We start from the raw sequence: 4,542 nt of genomic DNA, 5'->3' as shown, positions 1-4,542 counted from the left end.
GTCTCCGCTTTTTCGTTTCCGACAAGGAGATTGCCATGAAAAGCGGACGTTCCCTCGTGAGCCTGGCGCAAGAACTGGAGCGCCAGTTGCAGTCCAAGAAAGACCTGGTCGTGCCCTCCCCCATGGTGCGGCACGACACCGACGATCGCGGCCGCACGCGCCTGATCGTCGAGGAGACCGGCGGCCCCGTGAACTACGGGGTCACGCCCCTGGCACGTCGGCAACTCGCGGACAAGCTGAGGATTCCGTATGCGTACTTCGAGCGCATGCGCGAAGAGCAGCCTGTCCTGCTGGACCGCAACGTCAACACCTGGCTGCAAAGCGAGGACGATCGGCGCATGCTGCGTACCCTGGACGGCCACGTGCGCGCTGTGCTCTCCGACCGCTACCGGCGCCTGGACAACTTCGATCTGGCCGAGAGCGTGCTGCCCATCCTGCGGCAGTTGCCCGAGGTGCGCTTCGAGTCGGTGGAACTCACCGAGACGCGGATGTACCTGAAGTGCATCACGCCGCGGCTGAAGGTCGAGATGGCCCCCGGCGACGTGGTCCAGGCCGGCGTCGTGATCTCGAACTCCGAGGTCGGCCAGGGCACGCTGTCGGTCCAGCCCCTGCTGTACCGGCTGGTGTGCCGCAATGGCCTCATCGCGGCCGATCGTTCCCTGCGCAAGACCCACGTGGGCCGGGCGCTGGCCGGCGAGGATGATGGCGTCATGGTCTACCAGGACGACACCCTGCAGGCCGACGACAAGGCCTTCTTCCTGAAGGTGCGCGACGTGGTGCAGGCGGCGGTGTCGGAGACGACCTTCCTGCAGGCGGCGCAGAAGATGCAGAAGACGCTGAACATCCCGCTGAGGGGCGACCCGGTCAAGACGGTCGAGGTGCTGGCCCAGCGCTACACCTTGAACGACGCCGAGCGCTCCGGGGTACTGCGCCACCTGATCGCGGAGGGACAGCTGTCGGGCTACGGGCTGGTCAATGCCGTGACCCACTACAGCCAGGAGGTCGAGGACTACGACCGGGCGACCGAGTTCGAGGTCCTGGGCGGCAAGCTCATCGAGCTGAGCGCCCATGAGTGGAAGGGTCTGGCCGAAGCCGCCTGACCGGATCTGTACAAGCCTTGCCCAAGGGAGCGCTGCTCCCCCGGCAAGGCTCCCGCGACACAATTTAAAGCCAATGCAATCATTGATAGCACTCACCATGAGGAGATCCCATCATGGCCAACCTACTTGTATGAGGTGTCGACGAAGCGCTGGTGCAGCGCCTGCGCGAGGTGGCTGCGTCACATGGCCGAAGCGCGGAAGCGGAGCATCGGGCCATTCTTGATGCCGCCTTGCGGCGCCCGCCAAAGCGCTCCTTCGCGGAGTTGCTTGGCCGGATGCCGGACGTCGGACGGGATGAAGACTTCGAGCGCCCTGTGGACCCGCAAGGCAAGCGTCCTTCGCATGTATTTGATTGACACCAACGTCATCAGCGAAGCGCGCAAAGGACCGCGCGCCGACCCCGGATGCTCGCTTTTTCTCGGCGGCCCGGCGCGACAACGCGGTCCTGTATCTGTCGGCCGTGACCATCGGCGAGCTCAGGCGTGGTGCCGAACTGATCCGCCATCGCGGTGACATCGGTCAGGCGACACGCCTGGATCGTTGGATCGCCGAGGTCCTGACGGAACATGCGAACAACGTCCTGTCCTTCGATCTGGATGTGGCACAAAGTGTGGGGACGGCTGCGCGTGCCGCACCACGAGAACGCCATCGACAAGCAGATCGCGGCAACGGGAGCGCGGCTGCTGAACCTGTCTCTTCCGGCGCGCTAGGTTACGACGAAAGGCGAAGAACACTAGGAAAGTCACAGTCGACTTGAACGGCGACTTGCTCTCGAAAGGTAGGCTGTCGACGGGAATTCACGGTGTCCAACAGCTCCCTTCAGCACGCGCTGCAAACGCTCGTCGAGCCCGTCGGTTGGTCAAACTGGGCGGCACGAGTCCCGGCATCGTAGCGCTGCATCAGCGATGGGGCCTCCCGGAGGGAACTTGCCTCCGACCGGCTCTCTCGATCCCAGAGAGCCGCCGGACCAATCGGGGCACAGAGCAACCCAACCACCCAGGCCCAACACCTGCGTGTTTTTTTTGCTGCACAGAACACCTGAATTGCTGCGCGCTCTTTTCCCGTTCCATCGCATTGCCACCGGTCGCGGCCGTACATGCCGTCGGATTCGGGTGGAAAACACGCCCCTCCTCTGCCGCGGTGCGCGCCCTCCATCTAAGCTGAGGCCACCAGCACAAATCAATGACATTGCCCGAAAACCGCCTATCGACTGCCCAACACCTCGCCCGACCCGGGCTCACCGAAAAGGAAGAAGAATCATGAGCCACCTGCAACTCTCCGACGTGCAGTCCACCAATCTGCACCACCTGCTTGCCATCCGGCTCGGCGTGGAACGCGATGCGGTTGCCACCTGCCGCAAGTTCGCCCTCGATGCCGAACTCGCACGGCAGCTCCAAGCCGCCTCCATCGACCAGATCTGGACACTGGTCGCAGCCTTGGGCGATGCGACGCTCTTTCTCCCACGCGAGGACTTCGTCGCCCTATTGAACACGCCATCACCTCTCATCGGTGCTCTGGCCGCAGTGCAGCCTCCTCCGCCGAATACAACGAACAAGGCCTAACGAGGAGTAGCCGATGACGTCCCGCATCGAGTGGCGCATCCGCAACCTGGCTTTGGCCAGGAACTGTGCGGAACTGGGCGCCAGAGTGAGAACCATTCATCTCATCACGGGACTCGCCATCCCTGAATTGATTCGATTGCTCTTCAACGATCGCAGGCCGCCACCTCGCGGACGCGCCCCAGATACCCGGGACTGGTATCACCGAGCGAACCTGCTCTACCAGATCGAAGCATGCCTACTGATATCCACGCTTCGACACCTGCGCGGGGCAGGCTTCAGTCCAGGCGATTCACTGGTCGATGCCTATCGGCACTATCGTTCGCTGTGCCGGCCGCCATGGCGCATCAGCTTTGATCGCGCATTCGATCTTGCCGCCCAAACGGAAGGCATCTGGCTGACCCGCTCCCCGGGGTTCTCACTGCTGATTTGCCCGGCGTGCGGCAGCACGTTCATCGATAGCCTCGGCGCGACCGCCCTCACTAATGAGCACTGTCCGTTCTGCAAGCTGTTGCACCGCCATCGCGCAGATCACCGCCTGCAATTGGCATTTCCCGCGCCACCGAACCTCGGCGCCATGGAAGTCCTTCAGCGCCTGCAGCGTTATGCCTGGCATCGCACTGCAATAGCGCGCGACAACGACGGCCAGGCATCGCAGTAGCCCAAGCAAGCCGGAGGGCGACCGGCGCCAATGGCGAAATGCCGGTCAGTCTCCGTCCAATAGCGCGCGACAGGTGCGACGTCACATCCAAGAATGAACCACCGCCCGATCGAGAGGCCAAGATGGTTCCATCCCATGCGCCGGCCCCTGCCAGCCCTTATGCTTCCACCGACCCCGGCTTCCCGGCGACGCCGATGGAAGACTTGCTGGCTGCTCAAGCCGAGATGCTGGGCCGCATCAAGCTGTGCTACGGCAGCGACCAAGCCACCTTCGAGCGCGAGCTGATGCCCCTGGTGCGCGGCTACGCGCGCTACGTGCATCTCCTGCCTGCCACCGCGGACAACTATTTTTCCAAGCCCGGAGACCTGCTGCGCCTCGGCCTCGAAACCGCCTTCTTCAGCTTGCAGGGCACCGACGGCCACATCTTCTCAGGCCGGGCAACCATCACGGTTCGACGCCAGCTGGAGCCTCGCTGGCGGATAGCGACCTTCGTGGCCGGCTTGTGCTGCGAACTGCACCGGGTCTTGAGCCACATCCTGGTGACCAGCGCCGCCGGCGACGAATGGCCGGCCTTCCTCGAGCCGCTCGACGCCTGGCTGCAGGATCGTACTGTCCAACGCTACTTCCTGCGCTGGCGCCCGGGCGCGGCGGAGTCCCGCGGCTTGGGCCTGTTTGCGCTGCCCCATGTTGTTCCGCTGACCGTGATGCAGGACATGTGCGAGGGCAACAGCATCATCGTGCCCCAGCTGCTGGCCTGCGTCGGCGGGCTCGCACTCTACCGCGAACACAACGTCCTGGACGATCTGGTGCGCCGGTCCCTGGCACTGGTGATCGATCGAGACCTGCGCGCCAATGCCGATCGCTACGGCGCGCCACAGTACGGTTCCCATCTCGAACGCTACCTGGTCGACGCGCTGCGCAGGCTCGCTGGAGACAATACGGCCTGGGTTCCCAACCGCGAAAAGTCCCGGCTCTGGTATGGCCCGGACGGCCTCTTTCTGGTGTGGCCGGGCGCGGCGGAAGACGTGCAGAAGTTGCTCGAGGACGATCAACTCGCTGGCATCCCCAAGGCGTCGGCCACCATGCTCGATATTCTGTTGGAGGCGCGGGTCCTGGAGGCCGCCGCCGACGGCCAGGCGCTTTGGACCATCTATCCGCCGGGGAACAAAGCCGGGTCGGGACTTGCCGCCGTCAAGGTTGCGGAGCCCGCCATCCTGTTCAC

Annotated in this window: 6 protein-coding genes; 5 read left to right on the top strand and 1 reads right to left on the bottom strand. The window is 64.1% G+C overall.

Annotated features, from left to right (window positions below):
- A partial coding sequence (locus P3W85_RS36910) for a DUF932 domain-containing protein (protein WP_276268428.1) occupies nucleotides 1-1,100 on the top strand: 1,100 nt, incomplete at its 5' end.
- Between the two features lie 149 nt (nucleotides 1,101-1,249).
- A complete protein-coding gene (locus P3W85_RS36905) occupies nucleotides 1,250-1,456 on the top strand; it encodes a FitA-like ribbon-helix-helix domain-containing protein (RefSeq protein ID WP_276268429.1) in 207 nt (68 codons plus the stop codon).
- Nucleotides 1,457-1,467: 11 nt separating this feature from the next.
- Here the strand turns inward: P3W85_RS36905 and P3W85_RS36900 are convergent, their stop codons facing one another.
- Nucleotides 1,468-1,668, bottom strand: a complete 201-nt coding sequence (locus P3W85_RS36900) for a hypothetical protein (protein WP_276268427.1) — start codon at nucleotides 1,666-1,668, stop codon at nucleotides 1,468-1,470.
- 691 nt (nucleotides 1,669-2,359) lie between these two features.
- Here P3W85_RS36900 and P3W85_RS36895 point away from each other — a divergent pair.
- The 3 genes from P3W85_RS36895 to mobH all read left to right on the top strand — a co-directional run.
- Nucleotides 2,360-2,662: a hypothetical protein gene (locus P3W85_RS36895; RefSeq protein ID WP_276268426.1), complete on the top strand. Its 303-nt coding sequence runs from the start codon at nucleotides 2,360-2,362 to the stop codon at nucleotides 2,660-2,662.
- 13 nt (nucleotides 2,663-2,675) lie between these two features.
- Nucleotides 2,676-3,320, top strand: a complete 645-nt coding sequence (locus P3W85_RS36890) for a FlhC family transcriptional regulator (protein WP_276268425.1) — start codon at nucleotides 2,676-2,678, stop codon at nucleotides 3,318-3,320.
- A gap of 122 nt (nucleotides 3,321-3,442) precedes the next feature.
- A partial coding sequence (mobH, locus tag P3W85_RS36885) for a MobH family relaxase (protein ID WP_276268424.1) occupies nucleotides 3,443-4,542 on the top strand: 1,100 nt, incomplete at its 3' end.

Source organism: Cupriavidus basilensis (assembly GCF_029335485.1).
GTDB classification, from domain to species: Bacteria; Pseudomonadota; Gammaproteobacteria; order Burkholderiales; family Burkholderiaceae; genus Cupriavidus; species Cupriavidus basilensis_E.
Note: the sequence above shows the minus strand (reverse complement) of the source record. Positions and strands in the feature narration are given on the sequence as shown.